Source organism: Prosthecomicrobium pneumaticum, assembly GCF_014199915.1.
In the GTDB taxonomy this organism is placed as follows: domain Bacteria; phylum Pseudomonadota; class Alphaproteobacteria; order Rhizobiales; family Kaistiaceae; genus Prosthecomicrobium; species Prosthecomicrobium pneumaticum.
In genome coordinates this window covers 110,614-135,205 of sequence record NZ_JACHOO010000009.1, presented here as the reverse complement: position 1 = coordinate 135,205, position 24,592 = coordinate 110,614, and the positions used below count along the sequence as shown (strand labels likewise).

Here is a 24,592-nt window from a genome sequence, read left to right as displayed (position 1 = left end):
ATGGCTGACGTTCTCTACCGCGATCCTGACATCGAATGGCTCGATCACGTCCAGCCGGTCGGGCTGGTCGTAGCACCCAGCGTTCTCAAGGAACTGGGCCTGACGCCGCTGCATCAGAGCCCCGTCGACACGGCCGAAGCCGCCGAACACCTCAATCCGGATGTGTCCGGGCCGGCGCTGCCCGATCCCTGGACTTTCATGGAGAAGGTGCTCGGCTGGAACGCCGCCCATGTGGCAGGAGCGCCAGGCGGACCGGAATTGCCGGACACGCTGCTTGTGAGCCTGCCCGAGCACGGAACGACGCTGGCGCCAACCTGGGCAGTCGCCGAACTCGGCCAGAACGGCCAGCCGTGGCAGCTTCTCGTCCGCATCGAGGTGGCGGGCACCGAGCCGGATGGCCGCGCCCAGCTCGATGGTTGGGAAGCCTCGCCGCATCAGCGCTTCGAGCGCCTGCTGAGAGACACCGGCGTCTTTGCCGGCCTGCTGATCACTGACCGGGAACTGCGCCTCGTCTATGCCCCGCGTGGCGAGACATCGGGCTATCTGTCCTTCCCGCTGCGCCCGCTCGGCATGGTGGCCGGGCGACCGATGCTCGGCGGGCTGAAGCTTCTCCTCGATAGCTCGTCTCTGTTCACGGCCGCTGATACACACCGCCTTCCGGCTCTCCTGAAGAAGAGCCGCGACGCCCAGGCGTCGGTCTCGACCGAACTCGCCGGCCAAGTCCTCGGCGCGCTGCACGAGCTGCTCCGCGGTCTCGACGCGGCCGATGCCGATCTGATCCGGGACCTGGCGCGCTCGAATCCCGGCCACCTCTATGAGGGGCTATTGACGGTCCTCATGAGGCTGGTCTTCATCCTTTACGCCGAGGATCGCGATCTGCTGCCATCGCGCGCCGATGCCCGAGCGCGGGCGATCTACGAGACCAGCTACTCGGTCCGCGGCCTGTACGCGAGGCTCGCCGAGGATGCCGCGCTCAACCCCGACACGATGAACGAGCGGCGCGGCGGCTGGGGGCAATTGCTCGCGCTCTTCCGGCTGATCCACAAGGGGCATCGTTCGCATTTCGTCCAGGCGCGCGGCGGGAAGCTGTTCGATCCGGACGAGTTTCTCTTTCTGGAAGGCCGCAAGACCAGGGATGACGCGCCCCGCATCCTGAGCGTGTCGGACGGCTGCATCCTGCGCATCCTCGAAGGGCTGATGACCCTGAAACTGCGCGGCCAGGAGCGCCAACGCCTGTCCTACCGCACGCTGGATGTCGAGCAGATCGGCTCGGTCTATGAGACGGTGATGGGCTTCACCGTCGAGGCGGCCAAGAGCAGCGTGCTCGCCATCAAGGCCGGCAAGAACAACCGGACGCCGGTGTTCGTGGCGCTCGACGAGCTGCTGGCCCGCAAGGGCAAGGACAGGATCAAAGACCTGAAGGAGAATGTCGGCCGCTCTCTCACGGCCGCGCAAGCGAAGCCTGTCGAGGCGGCGAAGAGCGTCGAGGAACTGGCCGCGGCTTTCGAGGGCATGGTGGACGAGCGCGGGTCGCCGCGCCATGTCATGGCGCCGGCCGGAACGCCGATCCTCCAGCCGACCGGCGAGCGCCGCCGCACCGGCAGCCACTATACGCCCCGGAGCCTCACCCAGCCGATCGTTGCCCATGCGCTGGAGCCGGCCTTCGAGCGGCTGGGACCGGATGCCACGCCGGATCAGATTCTCGATCTGAAGGTCTGCGATCCGGCGATGGGTTCAGGCGCCTTCCTGGTCGAGGCTTGCCGCGCCATCGCGTCCCGGCTGGTGGCGGCATGGGCGCGCTGGCCCGAGACGCGGCCGGTCATTCCGGCAGATGAGGACGAGGAACTGCATGCCCGCCGCCTGGTCGCGCAGCGTTGCCTTTACGGTGTCGACAAGAACCCGCGCGCGGTCGATCTGGCGAAGCTGTCGCTGTGGCTCGCGACGCTGGCGAAGGACCACGAGTTCACATTCCTCGACCATGCGCTGAAATGCGGCGACAGCCTGGTGGGGCTGACTAGGGAGCAGATCGCAGCGACCCATTGGGACACGACCAAGCCGCCGACTTTCGTCGGTAAGCTCGTGGGCGACCATTTGCGTGACGCGGAGCAAGGCCGCGCGCGCATTCGCGAAGAAGCTGAGTGGGCAACCGAGGCCGAGCTAAGACCGCAGCTCAAATCGGTTGATGCGAAGCTCGAAGTTGCACGATTGATCGGTGACGGCGTCATCGCCGCATTCTTCTTCGCGGACAAGCCGAGGAAGAGGATCGAGGCACTCGTCGAATTCCAGAAGCTCGTTCAAAACAATCTCGGATCACGCGACTGGATGGAAAAAGCCGCCTGGTTCTCGGATGAACTTTTGATGAGCGAACATCCGCTTTGCCCCTTTCATTGGACGATCGAGTATCCAGAGGTCTTTTCGCGTGATAACCCTGGTTTCGATGCGATCATCGGCAATCCCCCCTTCGCCGGCAAGAACACGATCATCGCAGGCAACCGGAAGAATTACCTGCCTTGGCTGCAAACGTTGCACGAACGTGCGCACGGCAACGCCGATCTGGTGGCGCATTTCTTCCGGCGTGCGTTCGGGCTGTTGAGGCACGCAGGCGTATTCGGCCTGATCGCGACGAACACCATCGGCCAGGGCGATACCCGTGACACTGGCCTAGCCGCGATCATTGCCGAAGGTGGTGCGATCGCCCGCGCGACAAGGCGGCTGAAATGGCCGGGCGAGGCGGCGGTAGTGGTCAGCGTTGTGCATCTCGTCAAAGGCGCTGCTCAGTCGCCGAGTCTCGACGGAAGGCAGGTGCGGCGCATTTCTGCTTATTTGGTCGAAGGCGATCTCGACCGCGCGCCGGAGCGCCTGGCGGAAAACGCACGAAGAGCGTTCATCGGTTCATACATCTTGGGAGCAGGCTTTACTTTCGACGACATCTCTGCGGCCAAAGGAGAATCCGAAAGTCTCGATGAGATGCGCGCGCTGGTTGCCAAAGACCAGCGCAACGCCGAGCGCATCTTTCCCTATATCGGCGGAGAGGAGGTCAACACCTCTCCGACGCATGCGCACCATCGGTATGTGATCGACTTCGCCGACTATCCGCTACGCCGTGATTCCGCGTTGGGATCGTGGTTTATGAACGAAGGTACCGAAGCTTGCGAAGAACGCCGCCGAGAATGGCTGCGCAGTGGGGTTGTGCCAAGTGACTATCCCGATGAAGTCGCCGAGGACTGGCCCGATTTGCTAGCGATTGTGGATCGACGAATAAAGCCTCAGCGAATTAAGCTGCCTCCATCTAACGCTTGGAACAAAACTGTCGCAAAATATTGGTGGCGTTGGGGTGCCTACAGAAAGGAATTGAACCGCACGATTGGAGGGCTGAGGCGTTACATATTCATTCCGAACCTTTCACCTCATCTTTTGGTAACATTCATAAATGCAGGTGTAGTGACCGGCGCTCCTCATAACGTGGTCGCCTTTTCAAACCTGGCGCCGTTTTCCGTTATCCAATCTCGGCCACACGAGGTCTGGGCGCGCTTCTTCTCGTCTTCGATGAAGGACGATCTTCGCTACGCACCGTCTGACTGCTTTGAGACTTTTCCCTTACCGGAAGGTTTTGAGACTTCGCCGGCCCTCGAAGCCGCTGGCCGAGCCTATCACGACCACCGTGCCGCGCTGATGATCGCCCGCAACGAGGGCATGACGAAGACCTACAATCGCTTCCACGACCGGACTGAGGCAGCCACAGACATCGTTCGCCTGCGCGAGCTGCACGCGGCGATGGATCGCGCGGTGCTCGAAGCCTATGGCTGGCATGATCTCGCCGAACGCGCCGCGCCGATCTTCCTCGACGAGACCAACGAGGACGACCACACCTATCAGGGCCGCCTCTTTTGGCCCTCCGACTTCCGCGACGAAGTCCTCACCCGTCTCCTCGCGCTCAACGCTGAACGCGCCGAAGCCGAGCGCGCCGCCGGTCTGATCGTGGCCGCTGACCAGGACGACGAAGAATTGGAAAGCGAAGAAGAAGCGTCATGATGGAGGCGGCCCATGGGGGGAATCTCTGACGAGCATGTCGAATGGGCAATCGTGAACCGTCTAAAGGCAATGCTCGATGAACCGCCGAAGACGACGTTCAACGTGACGCAGAGCTTCGCGCTCTTCAGCAGCGTGTTGTTGTGGACCAAGAACCGGGCATGGGTGGCGGGGAATCATGGCGTGCGGGGCAACTGGGACAATCCGGCGGACCATCTCGCGCACGATGTGCGCGAGGCGATGCGTGGGAAGCTGATCACGGAAGCGCCCTGGAGCCTCACGCAGATCATACCACGGATCGCCTTGGTCGACGGCGATGACGGTCCGGCCAAGCGCCAGCGTCGGGTCAACGATGACTTCGAGACCATGACCGCAGAAGACTTCTTCAAATGGCTTCGCGATGCGCTCGCGCACGGCGACGGCCGGACCATCTGTCCCATGCACAAGGTGTCGCCGCGCACTGGAAACACGCTGCTTGCCGGCTTTCGTATCGTGTTCGAGGCCGAACGAGGCGCGGCGCGCAGACTGACGCTCGACCTTTTCCACGCCGACATGCGCCGGATGGGAGGCACCCTTGCCGATCTCTTCTGCAAGGCGCTGAGCGGTGGGGACCGTTATTTCGAGCAGGAGGCGGGTACGGCGCGGATCGAGGAGACGGCCTAGACGGGGTGGGTGAGCGCCCGCAATAAAATCTTGCAAACGGCAGTCCGCAAGATTATATCTGCGCCGTGGAGGTTCCCATGGCGACGCAACTCATTGGCGCGCGGATCAAGGCCCTGCGGGAGGAGCGCAAGCTCTCCCAGGACGACCTTGCTCGCCTTTTTGGCTTCAAGGACCGGCAGACGGTCTCAGCCATCGAAACCGGAGAGCGCCGCGTCACAGCGGACGAGCTTCTGCTCGCCGTCGAGAAGCTCGGGGTGCCGCTCGACTATTTCACCGACCCCTTCCTGCTGGTCGGAGAGGGCCGCTTCTCCTGGCGACAGACCAATGTCGGCTCGGGCGTCCTCGGCGCCTATGAGCGCAATGCAGGCCGATGGATCGCGGCTTTCCGGGCGATTGCTCCCCAGGTCGGGCGGGCGAGCCCGCTGCTGCGTCGCGCCCTCGGCCTGACGCGCCATTCGCGTTTCGAGGATGCGATGGAGGCGGGCGAGCGCTTCGCCGCCGAGTTCGATCTTGGTGAGGTGCCGGCCCGGCGTCTGGCCGAGGTGATGGAGCGCGAGCTGGGAATTCTCGTGCTCATGGTCGATGCCTTCGAGGGAATCTCGGGCGCCGCCTGCCGCTTGCCGGAGCTGGACGTGGTGCTGATTAACCGTCACGAGGTGGCGGGCCGACGCCACTTCGACTTGGCGCACGAGCTGTTCCACATCCTCACTTGGGACGCGATGCCGCCTGAGCACTCGGAGGAGGCCAAGGAGGTCGGCGGCAACCGCGTCGAGCAGCTCGCCAACAATTTCGCGTCGGCAGTGCTGATGCCGAAGGCCGCGCTCGCGCGCTATGGCGAATGGGCGGAGCTTGGCGACGATGACCTCATCGCCCGGCTCAACGCCGCCGCCGATGAATTGCTGGTGACGGCGTCCGCGCTGAAATGGCGGCTGGTCGCGCTCGACTGGCTGAAGCCGGCGCGCGCACGCGCGATCTCCGACGCGGCATTGCGGAATAACGGACACGTCGGGCGCGAAGCGCCCAAGGCCGTTCCGCCGCTTCTTTTCTCGAAGCCTTTCATGGAGGTGATCGGCCTGGCGGTCGACGAAGGCCGGATATCCACCCGTCGCGCCGCAGGTCTGCTTGATCTCACTGTCGAGGATTTGACGGACCTCTTCGTTGCGCACGGGGTCGAGCCCCCGGCCGAGCTATGAGGCGGCCATGGCGCGACATCGCGGCCCCGTTCTGGTCGACACGAACGTCATTCTCGAATCCCACCGGATCGGGGCGTGGGCGGCGCTCGCGGGCGGCTATCCGGTCGAGACGGTGGAGGACTGCGTGATCGAAACCCAGACGGGCTTTCAGCGTCGACGGGCGGAGCAGCAGATTGATGCGAAGGCCTTGCGAGCGTCGCTGAAGGCGGTTCATGCGCCCGGAGACCTCGAGATCGCGGCGGCGGTCGTCAGAGCGCCCGACATTGCGCTGGACATCGGCGAGCGCTCGCTCTGGGCGCATACGCTGACGCGGACCGACGGTTGGGTTCTGTGCGGGCCGGACAAGGCTAGCCTGCGCTTCGGCGTCCGCCTCGGCTATCGTGATCGGCTCGTCGCACTGGAGCGGCTTCTCCAGGAAGCGGGCTACCGGCCGAAGGAGCCCCTGAAGCTGGCGTATACGAGCAAGTGGCTGGAGAAGACTCTCGGCGAGCTCGTCCTTTCGGAAGGAGCGGGCCGGCCATGACAAGCTCGGTCGATATTCGCGCCCACCTCGTCGATCTGTTTCGCCGCGATCTCATCGGTCCCGGTCCGCAGGATGCCGATCTTGCGACCGAGCGGCTGAACGAGAGCCCCTCGCGCTGGTATCTGACCGGCTTCCTTGCGCCGGCCGAAGATCCGCTCGGTCTCGAAGGCGAGGATGAGGACGACGATCCGTCGGCCCAGGAGGAGATGGAGATCGACGTCGAGGAGTCCGACACCGACGGCTCCGGAGGCGCGGCCGGCGACAATGAGGAGCCGGAGACGCCGAACACCAGGCGCCGATTCCTGCCGTCGTCCGTCGGGCTGACGGTGCTGCTCTCGCCCGACGTCACGGAGATCGAGGCCCGCGTTTCCTGGGGAGACTACCGGACGGAGCCTCCGCTACCGGAGACTGTGCTGCTGCCGGAGCCGCTTCCCGAGGAGATCGGTGAAGACGGAATGCCGAAGCGGGCGACACGGCCGATGGTGGATTGGGTGCGCACACCGAAGGAGCGGACCGTTCGGCTGCAAATCCGCGATGGTCGAGGCGAGCCCGTGCTTGTCCCCGAAAGCGCCGCTGAGCAGCGGCGCGGTGGCGGGCTGACGTTGGAAACGCATTCTCGGCTGTTCAGCTACGAGACGCCGGAAGGCCATACCGAGCAGGTTCGGGCGCTGACCGTGTTCCTGGTGAATCGCCGCGCGACGGTGCATCGGTTCTACTCCGACGTCAGCTACGCCTTTCAGGCGCGGCTCGAACTCCATTGCGAGCAAGGCTTCCGGCCGCGTCGCGACCTGTCGGGATACCGCGCGCAAGATTGGGATCTGCGGATCGCGGACCTTCACTACCGCGACGTCTTCGAGTGGGCGGTGGGGCGCAACGCAGCCGCGGGCTGGGAGACCCATCAGGACGCGAATGGTCCAGTCACGCGAGTTTGGACCGATCCGCTGCCGACGGCCGAAGTTGAGCGCGTTGCGCCCAACGAGGACGCAGAGCTGAAAGCGCGCGTGACGTTCGGCATGGAAGCGTTGGCGCAAGCTGCCGACGCCGGCGGCGCTACTCTTGTGCAGGCGCTCGCCGAGCTTCCGAAGCTCTACGGGCTCTGGATCGATGCGGAACGCCACAAGCTGGTGTCTTTGCCCCAGCGTCGGCGGGAAACGGGCGAACGCCTGATCTCCGAGATGGAGACAGCGAAGAACCGCATCGCCGATGGCATTCAGGTCTTGGCGCAGAATGCGAAGGCGCGGACGGCGTTCCGCTTCATGAATCTGGCCGTCGCCATGGCTGCGCGCCGGCGAACGGCAGGTGCCTTCGGCGACCCCTTGTCTGTGCCTGCGCCGCAATGGCGGCCTTTCCAGCTTGCCTTCATCCTGCTCAATATCTCGGGGCTGGCGGATCGGGCTCACCCCGACCGGGAAATCGCCGATCTCCTCTTCTTCCCCACGGGCGGCGGCAAGACGGAAGCCTATCTTGGCCTCGCCGCCTTCGTCATCGCCTACCGGCGACTGACGAGCGGGGGTGTGCTTGGAGCCGGTGTGGCCGTCATCATGCGCTACACGCTGCGGCTGCTCACGCTCGATCAGTTGACTCGTGCCGCTGGTGTGGTGTGCGCCCTAGAATTGATGCGGACCGATCCTGCCAACATCGACGAGCAAAGCAGGCGCTTGCTCGGCGATTGGCCGATCGAGATCGGCCTGTGGGTCGGTTCGGATGCGTCACCCAACAGGCTCGGGGGGCGTGGCAAGTCGGACGAGAGCACAGCCGTCGGTCGCGTAAGGCGTTTCCGGAACGGCCGCGACAAACGCGCCCCGGCGCCGCTGAAGGCATGTCCATGGTGTGGCACGGAGTTCACTCCGTCGTCCTTCGCCTGCATGCCCAACGAGCACGCGCCGACCAACCTCGAGATCCGGTGCGCCAACGCAAATTGCGACTTCAGCCGCAACCGACCGCTTCCAGTCCTTACCGTCGATGAGCCGATCTATCGGCGCCTTCCCGCGTTCCTGATCGCGACGGTGGACAAGTTCGCGGCCTTGCCCTGGGTCGGCGAGACTGGCGCCTTCTTCGGGCATGTAGATCGCTTCGAGGACGGCGTCGGCTTCTACGGCGCGGCTGAACCAGGCCAGGGGCGGCCCTTGGGCAACGGCTGGTCGCTCGACCCGCCAGACCTGATCATCCAGGACGAGCTTCACCTCATTTCCGGCCCTCTCGGAACGGTTGCGGGACTCTACGAAGCGGCGATCGATCAGTTGGCGTCCCGTCGATACGGCGAGAGAGTCGTGCGGCCGAAGATCGTCGCTTCGACCGCGACGGTGCGCCGGGCCACGGACCAGATCGAGGCCCTGTTCGATCGCCGGACCACGAGCATCTTCCCGCCGTCCGGCATCGATCGCACCGACAGCTTTTTCGCCCGCACCGTGCCGGCAACGAAGGACCCGGCCCGGATGTACATGGGCATCGCTGCTCAGGGTCGGGGACCGAAGCTCGTCTTCCTGCGATCCCTCACGACTCTGCTTGCGGCGGCGCAGTCTGTGTTCGACGCCAACGGTCCTGTCGTTGGCGGGAGCGCCAATCCCGCCGATCCGTACATGACGGCGGTTTGCTACTTCAACGCGCTGCGAGAGCTGGGCGGAGCGCGGCGGATCGTCGAAGACGAGGTTCGCGACCGAACGGCCCGCTACGGCACGCAACGGCACCGTGTCGATCCGCTCGGAAACCCGTTTGCGGATCGGGCCATCAAGGAGCCTCTGGAGCTGACCTCGCGCGTGTCGACGGACGAGGTCGCCAAGGCCAAACAGCGGCTCGAAGCGCGGTTCGGTAGCGGCGCAGACCCTGTCGATGTCGCCCTGGCCACGAACATGATCTCCGTCGGTCTCGACATCACGCGCCTTGGTCTCATGATCGTCCAGGGGCAACCGAAGACCGCAGCGGAGTATATCCAGGCCACCAGCCGCGTGGGGCGCGATCCTTCGCGTCCGGGATTGGTCGTCCCGGTCCTGAATCTGCACAAGCCGCGCGACCGCATGCACTTCGAGCAATTCGGTCAGTTTCACCGAACCTTCTACCGATCTGTCGAAGCGACGAGCGTGACGCCTTGGGCTGCCCGGGCGCTGGACCGCGCTCTTGCCGCCGTCGTGGTTGCGGCTGCACGCCATGTCGATCCCGCGCTGACGCCGGAGACGGCTGTCACCGCCTTCAAGGATAATCCCGCGGTGCGGGCCGCCGTTCGTGACGCGATTGTCGCCCGTGCCCCGGCGCACATGATCGCTGGCGGCCATGCCGCTCTGGTGGCTGCAATAGACGCCATCGCCGATGCGTGGATCGCGACCGCCGACGATCAGGCTGCGGGAGGAAACACCTTCGCTTACGCTCGAAAGAAGAGCCCCCATCGCCTGCTTCACATGCCGCTCGAGCCTGACCTGCCTAACCTAACGGAAGATCATCGGCGCTTTGTTGCCGGGCGGTCCATGCGGGACGTGGAGCCCAGTGTCGCGCTCAAGGTCCGGGATCCCTGGGGCAACCAGATCGCAAATGCGGACGATCTCGCATGACCAAGAACGCGCAACGTCTGAGCCAACTGATCTCCACCTTTGGTCCCGGCGCCATGATCGACCTGCCGACAAGGTCCGTCGTGGTAGCAGGCCTCGAATTCTGGGAGATGCGGGCCAACTCCTTCACGACGATCCCCGAGCCACGCCTGACGGCGCGCCTCGAACAGCTCTTGAAGGATCAAGGGCGTCTGGACCCGAATGTCAGCCTGTCGCTCCGTACCCCGCCTGTCGCTACCGACAATGCGACGGGAATGCCGGCCGGCGTTATAGCGCCAATTTTCCCGACATGGTTTGTCTGCGAGCAGGTCGAGGCGACGACTGCTGCGACCGGAACGCTTCGGAGACGGCGTCTCGTGCGTTGGCAGGACCTCGACACCAGGGGGCGGCGCAAGTTCGTCTTCGATGACGGACGAAAATCGGAAGTGACGCCGATACGCTTCGTCTGCGCCTGCGAAAAGGGACATTTGCAGGATATCGACTGGCGATGGGTCGTCCATGGGGCCGTCCAGTGCCACGAACCGCTTTGGGTCGAGGAGAAAGGCACCAGCGCCGACCCGGCAGATACCAGCATCGTGTGTGGCTGCGGTCGAAACCTGTCGCTCCAGGACGCCTTCCAACCCGGGCGTCTTGGTAAGTGCCGCGGCGAACGGCCGTGGTTGCTTGATCGCGATCCCAACGGATGCGGAGACAATCTTAAGCTTCTCACCCGAACGGCCACAAACACCTACTTCCCGCAAGTCTACACAGTCATCTCACTGCCAAGCGAGGAAGACGACCTGACCCGTCTGGTCGACGAGCTGTCGGGAGATCTGGGGAACGTACAGACGGTTGAGGATATCGCTCAGGCCAAACGATTCAACCCGAAGGTTTCCGTCTCACTGGGCGCTTATCCAGATGCCGAGATATTCGAGCGCCTGAAACGGCTCAGAGAGGGAGCAAGGGCCGATGCGGCCCGGTCTCCGAAGATGTCCGAATTCGACGTGTTCGCGAGTGGTCGCCAACAGATCGGGCACAATCACCCGACAGCCAAGCTCTACGCGGAAACGCTTCCCCGGACAGCTTGGGTCGACCCAAGCGTCGATGTCGACACCTCGGCCATCAAGAACCTCGTCGTCGTCCATCGTCTGAGGGAGGTGTCGAGCTTGTACGGCTTCACGCGATTTGAAGCTGCGCCCACGAGTTCGGACGGCGATATCGAGGACATCCAACTGGCCGTTCGCGGCGCGCCGATCTCGCGCGGAGCCGACTGGTTGCCGGCCATTGAACAGTTCGGCGAAGGGCTCTTCATCCACATTGACGAGCAGGTAGTGAACCACTGGCTTCAAGCCCCCGATGTAGTCAACCGTGAGGTAAGCCTGCTTCGCGGTTACGGCCACTGGCGGGCCAGGTTTTCAGGAGGGGCTCCGAACTATCCGGGGACGGCCTACACGCTGTTGCACTCGCTCTCGCATGCCTTGATGGCCGAGATCGCCCTCGACAGCGGATATCCTGCGAGTTCTTTGAAGGAACGTATCTACGCGCTCAGCGACGCCCGCAACGGCGGTGTCCCCGCGAGGTGTGGGATCCTGATCTACACGGCGACCCCAGGCGCCCAGGGGACCCTGGGCGGGCTTGTTGCTGCCGCATCGCGTTTCTCCAGAATTCTGCGAAATGCGCTCGACCGGCAGCTGATCTGCTCGAATGATCCGGTGTGTGCAGACCATGAGCCGGACGGTCGAAGCGGCGACCGGGCGACCCACGGCGCCGCTTGCCATGGGTGCCTGCTTATCGCGGAAACGAGCTGCGAGATGCGGAACCTGTTCCTCGACAGAAGCCTCCTGGTTCGGACTATGGCGCGTCATCAATCGAACTTCTTTGATCAATGACACGCGCGGCAACCGCGACCGAAAAGACTGCTGCGCATTCAGACTGCGCACGGACCGGCCGCCCTTATTAAGTAACCGAGTGCGAAAGTTCGTGCGGACCGGCAGCCGCCGCCGCACGCCCGGCGGCAAAGGGATGCGCGCCACGAACAGAATGCGGGGCGGGTAGCTGGCTTGTTGGGCGATCGACGCTTCGCCGACCCAGTATGAGCAACTTTTCGACGTGCGGAGCGCATTCCTGCATGGGCGCGCCATGATGGCTTTCGACGAAAGAGCGGGTAACGGCGCGGGCGTTGGCCCGCCAAGTCGTCGAGGGGTTTGTCCTCCCGACGGCGTGGGGCCAATCGGCTCGCGGGAGGGCTTTCTGGACGGTCTGCTCGATAAGGGCGCTTGTTCAATCTAGCCGAACGGGTGGGCTCTTCCCGCGAGCCGCCAGAAGCCCGGCTACATGAAAAGCCGCACCGGGTAGGATTGCGGGTGTAGTTTGGGCATCCGCTTGACGATGGTTGCGAGCGTGCCCGCGAAATTCAGCGTCACTGGCAGTCGGTCGTACGGGCCATCATTGTTCCAATCCATCTTTGTAAGCGCGAGGGTTTCGCGGCAAAGATCGTCGATGCTGCCAAGACCGGCATGGCGGACCAGCAATAGAGGTTCGGGCGTGCCTTTTCCTTCTTTGAAATAATCCTTCCCGCTGGCGACAGCGGGTAGATTTCCCTGCGTCCATAGCAGGGCTTCATTGGCGCCGAGCTGAAAGGTCGAGCCACGGCGACAGGGATATCCGTGTGGTTGCTGCGGCCCGGCGATTAGCACGCCGCGCCAACCGCAGCTCTGCTGTACATGGACAAGCTCGATCGAGTTGGCGTTCGGCAGCGCGTCGAAAACCCCCTCAATCTCGTCCGCACGAAATTCGGTGTTCTTGTGCACAACCACGCGCCGCGGCGGATCACCGGAATGCTTCCGCTGATAGATGGCGAGGCTGCGCGCCATCACCTTCAACATCTGATCGCGGCGGAGATACGGGTTCTTGCCGAACATCTGAACGCCGTCGGCCTCATAGGCGACGAATTCGAGGCCTGATCCTTCGGCGTCGAAGACTTGACTGCAGCAGATCGCGAAGCGTTGGGCGGTATCGTCGCCGGTGCGCAGCGCGTAGTCGATGCCGATAAAGGCCGTGCCAGGCTCGACGTTGGCGAGGACCCAAGGCGTTCCGCCGGCCTTTGTGTAGAGCGCGATGCCGAGTCGCCAGGCGACGCTGCAGCGACAGCGATAGTTCAATGCGCTGTCCTCGCGCAGAAATTGGACGCAGATCCCTTCGGATGCAGCATAAGCCTTCACGTAGTCATGAAGGTCGAAGTCCTCGCCAGTCGGACCGCGAAAGGCCGGTGACCAGCTTTCCTTGAGTAGAATGACTACCACGTCGAAGCTGTCGCGTGCGTTCCGGAGCGCGAAGAGCGCGCGCGTCAGTGCGTCAGCCAAAACGACGTGCGGCGCAGCAGCCGTTTCGATCTGGCGATCCAGGTCTTGAGAGAGAACAATGCGGCTCGCGGAACCTCCACGTGACAGACGAACGCCGAACACCTTCTCGAAGCCAGGGAAGGGCGGAAGATATTGCTTCCGCTCGCGCGGCTCATGCGACTGGTCCAGTTCGCGCATCTGGCGGACCAGCGCATCCTCAAGGTCCGCCGGAACGATGATGCCGATCCGGATCGGGTTTGCGACGGGCGAGAGCTTTCCCTGGCTATAGGGCCCAAACCGGATCAACCCCTGCATAGGGTGGATGTCGACATCATGAGCGTTGTCCGACCCGAAGCGAAGTTGGGGCTCGGGCAGCACAATGTGGCCGGGAAGGCGAAACGGCTGCACAACGGCGTTCATGGCTTGGCGATCCCGCTGAAAGCAGACGTCCGCAGGATTTCGAATTCGGCGTCGATGCCGTCTGCGATGTTGAAGGTCCTGAGACGCACGCTTGGTTCGCGCCCGACGATGAGGCTGATCCATCCGTCAAGCATTGCGTTGGCGAGGCGATTGTGCCGGCGCGCCCGGCGTTCGCGGACAAATTCCCGCGTTAATTCGACGACGTTATCAGGTGTCTCGTCATCGAGCGCGACGCTCAGCGTGGGCTCGATGAGAAGCCACAGTTGGTCGAGGCGGTAATCCACCCGCAGGCCGCAGGCTTCGCTCCAACCTATATTGGTTTGCGGCACCATGCCGCTGACCCGGTCGACTGGCTTCGCCTTGTCGTTGTTGAAGACTGACGCCGGAACGGCCCCCGGAAGTGGCACTAGCCGGACCCGACTGCGCCGACGCTCATGAGCAAGGCCAGGCCGGGTTGCGATGGCGCGGAACAGTGCGTCGCGGACCAGCGCGCGCTCACCGCCTTCCTTGACAAGGCGCCGGGAAGACAGCGGATGTTGGTCGAACGCCTTGATTTCATAAGGTTCGAAGACCTTGCGAACGTGGGTGTCACGACCGAATGCGAGGACGCCGTCTCGAATGCGATGCGCGATGATATCGACGCCAGCTTTGGCGATCGCTTCCTCGATCTCCTCGTCGCCGCCGATCTTGCAATCAACGATCCTGCAGAGAGCTGGCCGTGATGTGACGGCCAGGGCGTTCGTTCGGATGGCCGGCACCGCGCCTCCGATTGGCCGAGGCTTTGCGGTTGAGAGGCGAGGCCGGGCGGCGCCGCCAAGTCCAGTTAGCTTGTCGGCGGTTTGCGGCAAAAAACGCAGGAGGTCCGAAAAAAGCTCGTCGAAAGATTCGGACTCGACGAGGTGCGCGTCGATGCCGAGCGCTCGCGCTCGTGCGATCAGCTCCGTCACGGCTGGATACGGCGCATCTTGGCTGCGCTTGAACCAGAAGAGACCTCCAGGGAACCCGCGGCCTTCGTCGAGCGCTTCCGCGAGCACCGCCATGATCGAGGCATCGCGGCCGCTGTAGCCGATTACGGCGAGGCCGGCCCGGCGGCAGGCGTCGACCAGACTGCGCCGCATTTCCGCATCCTGCTGACGGAGTTCAGCATCAGTGTTTTTCAACGCGTCCGAATGATAGTCGCCGTGAAGCTTGCCGTAGACTGGCCAGCGGTTCTCATCGACGGCTCGACGGATTTTCTCTGGTTCCTTGAGATCGGCGATCACCAAACGCCCGGTGCCGGCGAAACGCTCGGCGGCAGCGTCTTCGATCGTGCGGTCGAAATTGGTGGTCCAAACGATTCGGCAGAGATCTTCAGCCATGAGCAGCGCCAGAGCATGATGGCCGAACGACGGTTTGCCGCGCGCTATGAGTTCGTCAAGATACGCGCGCCGATCGCGCGGCGCGTGATAGGTCGCCTCGAAGTAGGCTGAATATTCCGTTTCCGAGCCCGCAGGTGGAAATCCGCCCAGCCCGTCGAAATGGGCTTGGAGCTTTCGCTGAACTGCTGGCTCGCCGATATCGGTGATGGCCGACGGCGGCAGTTTCTTCTGCGAGCGGTAAAGGCGCTGCTTGAAATCCCAGATCATATCGCCGGCCGTCTTGATGCCTGCCGAGCGCGATGCGCCTGCTCCCAAGAACCACATGATTTGAGCGCCACGAAGTTGAAACAGGCGCAGGAATGCGGGTGCGTCGAGCGGTTGAATTGCCCGCATGTCAGTTGCGAGGTCGCGCCTGGCCTGCGCCGTGGAAGACGGCAGTGCACGTGCGTCACTGGAAGGATCGAGACTGATGATCATCTCCTCCCGATCACCACGCTCGAATCGCCGTTTCTTTCGAGACGTATATGGGCAAAATCGCAACCAAGGGCTGAGTTGTTGTACGCCGCTGTGTTAGAAGAGGTGGTAGTATAGCTATGCCCGTGCGCCGGCTGGCGGGGTGGGGGAAGGTTTGAATAGAGGCGCGCCAATACAGGTCGCCGCGGATTTCGAGGCAGCCGATGATCTGCTTTGGCAAGCCGTCGCTGGGCGGCTGCCAAGACTCGGACCCGTGACGCTTGGCCGATCGGGCAGGATCGGGCCGCTGGTCGAGTTGGCTATGGCGGCAGCCGCGCTGCCCGATGCCTATCCCGCCATAGTGGTCGAGGCGCCCGTGTTTCGCCAGATTGTGGGCGCGCTGGGTGACGGCGCAATAAGTGGCGCGGGCGCCCGTGACCGCGCGGGCGCGTTTCCATTGTCGCGCTTTGACGCCGACGACCGCGGATCCGGGGGGTTGGTTTGGGATCAGTGGGCTAAACATGCCGAGAATGCGGCCGTTGCAGCGGGTCTCTCTAGGGGACTGGCCGCGGGGCTGATGGGTGCGCTCGGCGAATTGCAGGACAACATCTTCGAGCACAGCGGGCGGCCGGAGAGCGGCCTCGTCGCCTATGCCGCGAGCGATGGCGCCTTCGAGTTTGTTGTTGCCGACGCGGGTCGTGGCGTGCTGGCCAGCCTGCGCGAGAATCCCGATTTCGCCGGCCTCGCTGACTCCGGGGCGGCGCTGCGGGTGGCCGCGTCCGACGGTGCGTCGCGGCACGCGCGAAGCACCGGTCACGGCTACGGCATCGGTCAATTGTTTCGCGCACTCGCCCATGACGCCGCCGAGCTAAGGTTTCGTAGCGGCGACCACGCCCTGCGGCTCTGGGGCGACGCCCCGAGTCTCACCGGACAGGTGGAGCTGGCGCAGAAGGCCTGGCTGGACGGGCTCACCATCTCGGTGCGCTGCGCGCCGCAGGCGCCGGGTCGGCGGCCTCAGCCGTAGAGGGGGCTTTGCCGAGGTCTCATACGAGGCGCGAACCAGAGCGATATTGTGGGCCAGGAGGTCATCGATCGGCGCGCCCTTCGGCGTGGGATATTTCGTCCATTTGACGCGCCCGGATTCGGTCAGATGCGCACGCCGCCGTCGAATGGTCCGCGAAAAGGCTTCGGTCTCGATCAAGCTCACCTGCGCGAAATGGCGCCGCAGCTCAGCGAGTTTGCGGCCGCCGCCCCTGATCACGAGCGCGAGGGGACGGCCAACGCGATCGGCAAGCGCGCAGAGTTCGGCAACGTGCCAGTCGATACGTTCCCCGCGGCCGCATCCGGTGGCAAATTCGAAGGCGAGGATCTCGATTTCCGGGCGGTCGGCGATGAGCTCGGCCCACCGAGAATAGTCATGCTGGGTGCGGCCGTTGACATGCAAGGCAGCCGGCAGGCCCGCTGCCGCCATCTCGGTCCAGGCCAGCAGGATGCGCTTCATCGAATGAAGGTTGTCGGTGCGCGGCACGTCGGTCAGCACGCTGTAGTTGGGGGTCGTGATCAGCTTGACGCCGAGCGCCTTCAAAGCAGCGAGGATCGCGGCGCGGTCCTTCAACTCCCACCAGCGTTCAATTGGGCCATCCTTGTCGACGCCGGTGACGATGATCACCGCGCCTTCGGGGATGAGGAACCGAGCCGCTAACTCGACGCGCGACGTGACGTGCGGCTTGCCCGTCGCGAGGTTGATGAGTTCGTAGAGCGAAATCGCGACCACCGGTTCATGGAGTGTAGCGGCGCGGCCGTAGCGATGATCGACGAAAGGCGCGATGGTCGGTAGGTCCGGAACGCCGGTCGCCGCCACGCGCGGCGCGTTCTCAAAGCCGAGACCGCCGACCTCGCGCATGCGGGCGACGAAGTGGCTCGGCTTGAACCGGCAGACCATGTCGCACTTGCTTTTGTCTTTGCAGGTGCAGAGGTCTCCGCAGTCGAAGATGCCCGCGTCGGTGTGGACGCCGCCGCAGCGATCGCGCTCGAGACAGGTCGGACAGCCCAACGACGGCGCATGGCGCATGGCATCGTCCCACAGCTTGTTCGGCTGAGAAAAATGGCGCGAAGGCTCGTGGGGTGGCCGGCGGTTCATTTGACGCTGATCTCCGCGGTGTCACCGAACAGGCCGACGCGTTGGAGCACGCCCTCGGCATAGCCGCCGCCGTCGCGGACGGCGGCGGTCAACTCCGGCGAAGGATTGGCGACGCGGCCGATCGCACGCAGCCCATCGCTGATGGTGAAGCCGTCACCGCCGCTCTGAACGATCAGCGTATCGCCCGCCTTGACGTGGCAGCCCGCATTCAACTCGGCGGTGACGGTGCGCGCAGTCTCGGACATATTGAGGTCGAGCAGGCTTGGCGCTTTCAGGCGGTCGAGTCCACCGTCCCAGCGCTTGCGCCAAGGCTTGCCGGTCTGGGAGCGGATATAATCAAGGCCCATCAGGCGATCTCCAGAAGCGGACTGAACGACTTGGACTTGCCCTGCTTGCGTTCGACCAGCAGGCCCTTGGTCGCTAGCGCCGACAACCGGTTATTCCAGGCGGTCGGCCCGATTCCCTGGTCGGCGAAACGGGCGGCGAGCTCGGGGGCGGTGATCGCGCCGAGTTCGATCACCGCATTGAAAGTTGATCGTTGAGCAGGATCGAGATCGCCGATCAGCCGAGCCCCGACGACCTGGTTCTTTGCATCGAGGTCGCAGCTCCAAATGACGTCGCCGCGCGCCCGGACGAAGAAGTCCAGCTCTTCGGCGACGGCAGGGACTGTATTTGCGACGACGGGATAGACGTTGGGCAATGACTGCCGGGCGTAATCGCGGAAGCCGATCACTGCCTCGCGCAGGAATGACGCAGTAGCCACCTCGATGCCGTCGAAGTCGAGGAAAGCGGGCGCAGGCGCCTCCATCGAGGGCGTCGCCGCGATCAGCGCGCTCAGCACTTTGCGTCCGGGAATGGCGCCCGAAAGAACGGTTTGGCCGCCACTATGCTCGATCAGCCTATGAAGCAATTCACTATCCTCACGTCGATCAAGTGAAGATGGTGAACGAATCGGTCGCCGTCAAGGGTATCCGGAAATGCGACCCTGTTTTCCCCAGCTCGCCGGGCGCAGGGACCGTTTGCACGGTGATGAGACCGTCGCGGGCCACAAGCATTCTTGAAGGGTGTCAGAAATCGTCATACATTTCTAACAGGAGAGTGGGCATGCAATGGTTAACAGAACAGATACTTGCGCATGTGGAAGGGCTGCCGGAAGGTACGCCGGTCGCAGCGAAGGGTTTGCTTCACCTTGGTAATCGCGCCGCAGTGGATCAGGCTTTATCGCGTCTGACCGAGCGAGGCCGACTGATCCGGGCTGGTCGCGGCGTTTATCTGCGTCCCATCAAAAGCCGGTTCGGCACGAGGGCACCCTCTGTTGAACAGGCGGTCGAGGCGCTCGCCAGCCAACGCGGTGAAGTCATTGTCCCGAACGGCGCGGCCGCAGCTAACGCGCTTGGCTTGACGACACAGGTGCCCGCCCGATCGGTCTATCTGACCTCCGGCCGCAGCCGGACGATGAGCCTTGGCAAGCAGGTGGTTGAGCTGCGGCACGCGCCGCGCTGGCAATTAACGCTAGCCAACCGGCCGGCGGGAGAAGCGGTTCGGGCTCTGGCTTGGCTTGGTCCCGAGAAGGCCGGGGAGGCGCTGGAGACGCTGAAGCGGAGGATGCCGCCAGCCGCCTTTGGCGAGTTGGTGGCTGCGGCGCCACAGCTCCCAACATGGCTCGCGCAGAGCGTGAGCAAGGCGGCTCATGGCTGAGACCTTCTGGCGGCCGAGTATCGCCGCGACGCTCTCGGGGTCGCGCCTGACCCGTTCCGGACGTCCCGCCACCTCCTCGAAAAGGATGTGTGGGTGGTCTACGGTGGAACGGAGTTCTGGGGGGAACTGAGATGCCCACGGTAGGCTGGATACGTGAGGATGCGCTTGAGGCCTTCTACGAAGGAACCGAGCGCACGCCGGAGCCCGGTCCGCCTGCGAAGCCAACCTTTCGTTGTCCTTTCTGCATTTCGGTCTTTTCCGTTCAACGGGAGCTTTACGATCACGTCTACAAGACGCATCGGGTTGAACGCCCCGTTATGTTTTTGGGCGGAACGGAACCCACAGGCCGCGCGGTAGTCCGAGTTCCAGTGGGTCGGTCAGCGATCGTGGTCGCCAACGCGACCGCAGTTCGAATCGGCATTGACGGCGGCGATCCTCAGCGATGCCTACCGGATGCCGTCCCAAAGAAGCTCGCGGATACGAAGCAAGGCGAGATGAAGCTCGTTCTCCTTAACGAGTCGCAGGTCAATGCCGAACCTGTTTCAACTCACTATACAATATCGTTCCGGATAGCCGATACCCATGAGCTTCGGCGTGTTGAAGATGCGTTTGCCGAAATACTCGTCTCATCTTCGATCACCCGGGACACCATAAGCCGGTTCTTGGCGGATCAGCGAACACAGGGGCCAGGCAAGGAGTATGCTGCCGGGCTGGGATATTACTGCCTCGGCGTTTTGATCAAGGAGCGACCGACCTCTGAGAACCTGACGACTCCGCTGGCACGCTACCGCGAACTCTATGGCTCGGCTCTGCAGGTGCTCGCCGACTTCGATCGCCCCCTTGCACGGCTGATAGCTGGCATTGTTCGATTTGCGATGAACGACTTCTCGGACGCAGGGAGTTCGACAGGGTATTGGGAGCTCGATCTTGCGAGACTGTTGCTGAGCGATCCAGGTCGGGCGAGGATGCCATCGTCGGATGTTACGGCCAAGCGCCGACCAATCTGCCCGATCGATCACGGAACGGCTCGCATATTGGATCTGGCCGCTCGATTGTCCACACAGTCGCGGTGGAGTCCCATCCTCGACGATGAATGTCGCGAAATCGCGAGTTCCGACGTGTTGGATGCCACCGATCACCAAAAAGCGCTCGCAATTTGGGCTGCCGCCGCCTGGCGAACAGGTTCAACAGGGAGCGCGATCGAGCCACTGACGCAGATTGCCGCTGTGTACCCGTTTAACCGCTGGGCGGAGCCATACTTGGAGAATGTTGCAAAGTGACCGACGATAAAGAGAACCATACGCCACCGTCCGGGCGCTCCGAACACCGGGCGCTAGAGAATAGAAGGAGCGATGGCGTAGGAGAGCCATCAGCAGAGATCGAAATTCGCCCGGCGATTTCGGGATTCTTCGAACAGCCGAAAGCAAGTGCGTCTGCCTTTTTCAAGGTTATCCGTAATCACGACGTGAAGCGCTTTACCGTTGCCGATCAGGCAGACGCCGAAAAGCTTATGGAAGAAATGGATCCTGATGGCGAACGCCTCTGGAATCTCATGTCCCAAGCGTCGCTTCCTGAGGCGGTTGACGCCTGGATTTTGGGGGCAGCTCAAAAGCGGCTGGCAACAAAGTTGGGAGAGTTCTTCGATCCCCAAGAGTTCGATAAGCAGGAGATCTTCAAGTCGCTAACAAAAGGGCTCTCGAAAGATCTTCAAACGGAAGACAAGGAGAAGAGGAGAGGCGCGGAAAACTGGCTTCGGATCGGGTTGAGTTGGCTGATCGAGAAGAGAACCCTTCAACCATGGCAGATTGCTGAAGGCCTGCTTCCAATTCTGTTCCCCGAAAGCAAGAGCGCATCGCGCCTGGCAAGCCGTGCGATCCAAAAGGGCAAGGCCTCGGAGTTTCGCCTAGCGATTGCTGTGGCAGGACTCGCGCACGACATGGTCAAGGTCGCTGAGCGGGAGAGAGACCAGGAGCGCCAAATATCGGCAGGATTGCGCGACCGGCTTGCCGACACGCGTGCGACGCTTGACCGTCTCCAGGCGAAACTTACGGAGACGCAAAATGAGTTGGCGCAACAAAACTCCAAGCTGGTGGAAGCGGAAGCAACGCTTGCCGCTGAACGCCAACACTGGGGCCACGATCTCTCCGAAACCAAGGCCGAGCAAAGGGTGCTGCTCGGCGAACGAATCGGCCCCCTTCTGCAGGACGCAGTTGACGCTTTGGAGATCGATCCCCCCGCTCCCGGCCTTGCGCTGAGGCGCATCAAAGCAGCTCTTTCTACCATTGAAGAGGCAAAGGCGTGACGGACGTTGCCTTCGGCATCGATTTTGGAACCACCAACAGTCTGGCCGCCGTTACTGTCGGAGGTAGAACTTTATCCCTAGTGGACCAGGTCAGTCAGCGCCCCCACCCCTCGGTAATCTGGTATCGGGGTGGAGACATCGTGGTCGGCCGGGAAGCCAGGCAGAACATGGACCTGACCGAAACAGGTGCACCGCCGGGGTTTGTTCGTTCACCGAAAATGTCATTGCGGCGCGATGGCCCCGTTTTTGTGGACGGCCGGCCGATTGAGCCGACCGATGCGGTCGCTGAGGTTCTGAAGCATCTGAAGGGCGATGCCGCGATCGCTAGGGGAGGGGCTCCCGGCAAGAACCTGGCACGCGCTGTTTTTACCATTCCTGTCGACTTTGGTGGCCCGGAGAGACGTGCGCTCCGAGAAGCTGCTGGAAAAGCCGGCATCGGGGTCGTGCAGTTCGTGCATGAACCCGTTGCCGCGCTTTACGCCTACCTCCGGTCCAAGGCTGAACTTGGCCGAGAGCTTGCTCGTCTGGAAGGACGGTCAGTACTGGTTTTTGACTGGGGCGGAGGCACCCTGGATCTGACACTCTGCCGAATTCAAGGTGGAGCCATCATGCAGGTGGCCAACCTCGGCGACAACGAGGTTGGCGGTGACAGGTTCGACGAACGCCTCCGAAACCACCTGAGGGCCAAACATGCGACCGCGCACGGCATTGAGGATATCACGACACTTGAACAACCAGGCATGGCTGCAAAGCTATTGCACCAGTGTGAAGTCCTCAAGATTCACTTGTCGGATCCAAAAACCGACAGCGAGGACGTAATTGTCCGGAACTATCTTAAGACGGACGGCCCCGGCAAGAATCTCCTGGGCACAGTTACTCGCGCGGAGCTAGACGGGCTGAGCGCCAGCATCGTTGCGAGGGGTTTGGCAAGAATCGACGAAATTCTGGAACAGGCACAATTTTCCTACCAGGACATCGAACTCTGTCTTGCTACCGGCGGGATGGTCAACATGCCTGCCATTCGTAATGGCCTGACAGAACGGTTTGTCGGAAGGGTCCCAAAACTCGATAACGGCGACCGAATTATCGCCGAAGGAGCTGCTTGGATTGCCAACGATGGACTTCGTCTGACGCTCTCGAAGCCCATCGAGATTTTGGTAGCAGATACGTCGGGGCGAGGAGCTTATCATTCGCTCGTCGATGCTGGCTGGACATTGCCGATCGAGAACGAAACCCAGAACGTGGCCAACACGCGCTTTTCTGCGTTGATCCGCGAGAAGGGGTTGCGGTCGTCGAAGTGGCAAAGCCGGCAAAACTCGGGAAGGAGTCGCCGAGCGCACCACGGCGGACCCTTTGTGTCGCCAAGGTCGAGGTTGATGCAAATGCAGAGCCACTCCTTGAGCGGATCGAATGCCATTTGCAGATCGATCATGACTATGTCGCGCGCGTCACGCTTCGATCCACCGGGCGAGGAGCCAGCGCGAGCGAAGAATTTCATGACCTCGAGTTCGGCCTTTCACTCGCCTCGCTTTCTCCTCCCCGTGGTCACACAGACGGGGAAGAAACTGTAACTACATCTGGTTCGGCTGGGGAGGTACAAGCGCTCCCAACCAGCAATCTGTTCCAACGAACCAATGTCGCCCGATATGACGAGCGAGCTAGCTCAAATGGGGAGGCTTGGAGGTACGTACCAGGTGACCTGATCGCGAAATGGCGCTCCAGTTACTTTGATACGAGGAGCAATGCGGCAACCAGAAGACAACAGGAAGAAAGGAATTTCTACGTTCCATGCGCGCGCTGCAAGCGGCGGATCTCCCAGATAAAGGCTGAGGGACCGGTCGCTGGTTGCAGGGGCGCGTGTGGCGTTACGTGAAGCACTGAGTTGATGGCGCTGATCGAAACAAAAAGACCATCAGATCAATTTGTGGTGCTGACGGTCTTTCACAAAGCCAACGCCTGCCTGAAATCGTCGTGCTCGAAGGCGCTGGCCATGCGGTTGATCTCCGCCGACCGGGCGCCCACTGCCTTCGCGGTGTCGCGCCAGGTCGTGGTCACGGTCGCGACCTCCTTGACGATCGCACGGGCCTGCACCAGCATGAGGCCGAAGATGCCAGACGCGGCTTCCAGCAGGTCGAGCGAGCAGGTCCCTTCGTCGAGATCGATGTTCGTCGTCAACACCCGTGCCTTGAGATCGGCCGGCACGGGGTTGAGGTCGTAAACCAGGGACCGCGACCATCCCGCCTTTCCCAGCCAGAGAAAGCCGTGGTTGCGCAGATGGTCGTCGACATTGAGATCAGCACGTTGAAGACCACGCGCCGATAGAGAGCGTGAGCATCGGTCTTTGCCTGCGCTCCATGTGAGCGAGAGAGTCGACGATCTCCGGGTAGCTGCCGCGTTCGCCGTCCTTGGCGCCCATCATCGCCATCGCCGACAAGATCGGGATGCGGATCGCGCCGGTGTGGTCGAAGCGACGCGACAGCAGGACCGCCTTGCGGGCGACATTGAGAAGCCCTCAAGGGGTCTGTCCGAAGCATGCCGCTCTCTTCGGACGGCCGGCGACTGAGTTCCACACGAGGTCGATGGCTGGAAAGAAACCCGCTCGTGTGGTAGGAAGCCAATGACGGTCTTTTTTACGCGCTCTGGATTCGCGGTGTTTGAGGCCGTCGGAGAAGAAATCGACCAATCGCTGGCGATAGTCTTCGAAACCGCGTTGAATTCGAAACGCGCGAATTTTCCTTTGAAATCATAAGCGAAAAATTTTGACGGCTCGACGGTCGGGCTTTGACCGTCAGAAGAAGTATTTTGCGCTTATAAATCAGCGCGTTACGATGCATTGAGAGCATCGAGTGGGAATGATTTTTACCCCTTCGGCAGTATCCGATTGTACGCCACGGTGCGATATAACTGACTGAAAAACAACGATAAAATTAGCATTGCCTATCGCCGTCTATCGA

The 24,592-nt window shown here is 62.6% G+C and carries 15 protein-coding genes and 1 pseudogene; 10 read left to right on the top strand and 6 right to left on the bottom strand.

The features are described from left to right. The 6 genes from GGQ63_RS18620 to drmB all read left to right on the top strand — a co-directional run bounded on the left by GGQ63_RS18620 (position 1) and on the right by drmB (position 11,815). The gene (locus GGQ63_RS18620) at positions 1-4,032 is read left to right on the top strand and encodes an Eco57I restriction-modification methylase domain-containing protein (protein WP_183858111.1); all 4,032 of its coding nucleotides are present in this window, start codon (positions 1-3) and stop codon (positions 4,030-4,032) included. Positions 4,033-4,044: 12 nt separating this feature from the next. Continuing rightward, on the top strand, positions 4,045-4,692 hold the full coding sequence (locus tag GGQ63_RS18615; RefSeq protein ID WP_183858110.1) for a hypothetical protein: 648 nt from the start codon (positions 4,045-4,047) through the stop codon (positions 4,690-4,692). A 77-nt stretch (positions 4,693-4,769) separates the two neighbouring features. Beyond that, the gene (locus GGQ63_RS18610; RefSeq protein WP_183858109.1) at positions 4,770-5,885 is read left to right on the top strand and encodes a helix-turn-helix domain-containing protein; all 1,116 of its coding nucleotides are present in this window, start codon (positions 4,770-4,772) and stop codon (positions 5,883-5,885) included. Between the two features lie 7 nt (positions 5,886-5,892). Continuing rightward, entirely contained in the window at positions 5,893-6,408 is a 516-nt protein-coding gene (locus tag GGQ63_RS18605; RefSeq protein ID WP_183858108.1) for a hypothetical protein, read from the top strand. Continuing rightward, positions 6,405-9,950 (top strand): DISARM system helicase DrmA, encoded by a 3,546-nt coding sequence (gene drmA / locus GGQ63_RS18600; RefSeq protein ID WP_183858107.1) that lies wholly within the window; start codon positions 6,405-6,407, stop codon positions 9,948-9,950. The genes GGQ63_RS18605 and drmA overlap by 4 nt, the downstream gene beginning before the upstream one ends. Beyond that, positions 9,947-11,815, top strand: a complete 1,869-nt coding sequence (drmB, locus tag GGQ63_RS18595) for a DUF1998 domain-containing protein (RefSeq protein WP_183858106.1) — start codon at positions 9,947-9,949, stop codon at positions 11,813-11,815. The genes drmA and drmB overlap by 4 nt, the downstream gene beginning before the upstream one ends. 441 nt (positions 11,816-12,256) lie before the next feature. Here the strand turns inward: drmB and GGQ63_RS18590 are convergent, their stop codons facing one another. From GGQ63_RS18590 to GGQ63_RS18570, 5 genes are all read right to left on the bottom strand, one after another. After that, entirely contained in the window at positions 12,257-13,687 is a 1,431-nt protein-coding gene (locus GGQ63_RS18590; RefSeq protein ID WP_210308580.1) for an argonaute/piwi family protein, read from the bottom strand. Then, positions 13,684-15,522, bottom strand: coding sequence for an SIR2 family NAD-dependent protein deacylase (locus GGQ63_RS18585; protein WP_183858105.1), 1,839 nt, complete (start codon positions 15,520-15,522; stop codon positions 13,684-13,686). Before GGQ63_RS18585 ends, GGQ63_RS18590 begins: the two co-directional genes overlap by 4 nt. 844 nt (positions 15,523-16,366) lie before the next feature. Further along, positions 16,367-17,638 (bottom strand): DUF4417 domain-containing protein, encoded by a 1,272-nt coding sequence (locus GGQ63_RS18580; protein ID WP_246429872.1) that lies wholly within the window; start codon positions 17,636-17,638, stop codon positions 16,367-16,369. Further along, positions 17,635-17,985 (bottom strand): hypothetical protein, encoded by a 351-nt coding sequence (locus tag GGQ63_RS18575; RefSeq protein WP_183858104.1) that lies wholly within the window; start codon positions 17,983-17,985, stop codon positions 17,635-17,637. The genes GGQ63_RS18580 and GGQ63_RS18575 overlap by 4 nt, the downstream gene beginning before the upstream one ends. Beyond that, positions 17,985-18,548: a hypothetical protein gene (locus tag GGQ63_RS18570; RefSeq protein WP_246429871.1), complete on the bottom strand. Its 564-nt coding sequence runs from the start codon at positions 18,546-18,548 to the stop codon at positions 17,985-17,987. Before GGQ63_RS18570 ends, GGQ63_RS18575 begins: the two co-directional genes overlap by 1 nt. 194 nt (positions 18,549-18,742) lie before the next feature. Between GGQ63_RS18570 and GGQ63_RS18565 the strand changes: the two genes are divergently transcribed. The 4 genes from GGQ63_RS18565 (at position 18,743) to GGQ63_RS18550 (ending at position 23,209) form a co-directional block, all read left to right on the top strand. Then, positions 18,743-19,336, top strand: coding sequence for a DUF6088 family protein (locus GGQ63_RS18565; RefSeq protein ID WP_183858103.1), 594 nt, complete (start codon positions 18,743-18,745; stop codon positions 19,334-19,336). Between the two features lie 131 nt (positions 19,337-19,467). Then, positions 19,468-20,616, top strand: a complete 1,149-nt coding sequence (locus GGQ63_RS18560; RefSeq protein WP_183858102.1) for a hypothetical protein — start codon at positions 19,468-19,470, stop codon at positions 20,614-20,616. Next, positions 20,613-21,638, top strand: a complete 1,026-nt coding sequence (locus GGQ63_RS18555) for a hypothetical protein (RefSeq protein WP_183858101.1) — start codon at positions 20,613-20,615, stop codon at positions 21,636-21,638. Before GGQ63_RS18560 ends, GGQ63_RS18555 begins: the two co-directional genes overlap by 4 nt. Further along, positions 21,635-23,209, top strand: coding sequence for an Hsp70 family protein (locus GGQ63_RS18550; RefSeq protein WP_183858100.1), 1,575 nt, complete (start codon positions 21,635-21,637; stop codon positions 23,207-23,209). The genes GGQ63_RS18555 and GGQ63_RS18550 overlap by 4 nt, the downstream gene beginning before the upstream one ends. Positions 23,210-23,579: 370 nt before the next feature. Here the strand turns inward: GGQ63_RS18550 and GGQ63_RS18545 are convergent. Next, positions 23,580-24,147: pseudogene (locus GGQ63_RS18545) on the bottom strand (type II toxin-antitoxin system HipA family toxin); the annotation flags it as partial. Positions 24,148-24,592: the final 445 nt, after the last annotated feature.